Origin of the sequence: Thiohalocapsa sp. ML1 (assembly GCF_001469165.1) — a bacterium.
In the GTDB taxonomy this organism is placed as follows: domain Bacteria; phylum Pseudomonadota; class Gammaproteobacteria; order Chromatiales; family Chromatiaceae; genus Thiohalocapsa.
Genome location: NZ_JABX01000124.1, coordinates 1 through 894 on the forward strand (window position 1 = coordinate 1; position 894 = coordinate 894).

The 894-nt window shown below is 64.2% G+C and carries 1 protein-coding gene; it reads right to left on the reverse strand.

Annotated elements, in window-relative coordinates; all coding sequences use genetic code 11:
• Positions 1 to 16: 16 nt before the first annotated feature.
• Positions 17 to 892, reverse strand: coding sequence for a transposase (locus ML01_RS26615; protein WP_058558382.1), 876 nt, complete (start codon positions 890 to 892; stop codon positions 17 to 19).
• Between the last annotated feature and the right edge of the window lie 2 nt (positions 893 to 894).

Genomic DNA, 894 nt, shown 5'->3' on the forward strand with positions numbered 1-894 from the left:
AGAGGCGGCTTACTGCCTACAGGGTCTTGGCAGTGTGCCGAGGGAAGCGCACGCCGAGCGCATCGAGGAGGGTGCGTTGCGCGTCGTCGGGCTGAATGAGGCGGGCGTAACGGTTGCCGTTGACGTTGTAGATCAAATAGGTCAAGCGGCTCAGTGCCTGTAATGCATCCGCAGGCGTCATGGCATTGGGATCATCCGCCGTGGTGCCATAGGCCTGATGCAGCAGCGTTTGCAGTCGACGCGTGAGCTTCAGCGCCAGCATCGCGACGAAGACATGGGCTTTCGTGCGCTTGCCGTTGCGCAGAAAGATCGGGCGCACCTCCAGGAAATCCGTTTTGATGGTTCTGAAACCGCGTTCGACCTGTTGCAGATCGCGATAGCGCTCATCGACCGTGTGCATCGCCATCTGCGCCGCGGGCACCGTGGTTTCCAAGACGTAGCAACCATCGAGGAGGGCCACCTCAGCGAGCTTGTTCGCGTCGATGGTGCAGCGGATCTGGTTGTCTTCCAGCGCCAATGACACGAAGCCGTGCAGCTTATAGCGCTTCACCCAGCGCTCGAGCTGACGCAGCCCCGCGGCGGGATCGGCGCGGGTGGAGCCGCTGACGAAGGCATTGCGCTCGGCGATCAGCTCATCGAGGCGTTGCAGCTTGTCGGCGCGGCGTGCCCGCACGCGCCGCTGCATGCGCTCGTTGCGCCGCACGATCAGGCGTTTGTCGTCTTGCGCCACCTCGGCGATGTCCTCATCGAACAAGTCCGGCTGCAGCACGCCGGTGTTGAGCAAGGCGCGGACCTGCGGGCGCGTCAGGGCACTGATGTAGCGCCAGCCCTGCGCCCCGAGCGCCGCCTTGCCCTTCGCCTTGAGCATGCCGCGGTCGCCGATGAACACCACCT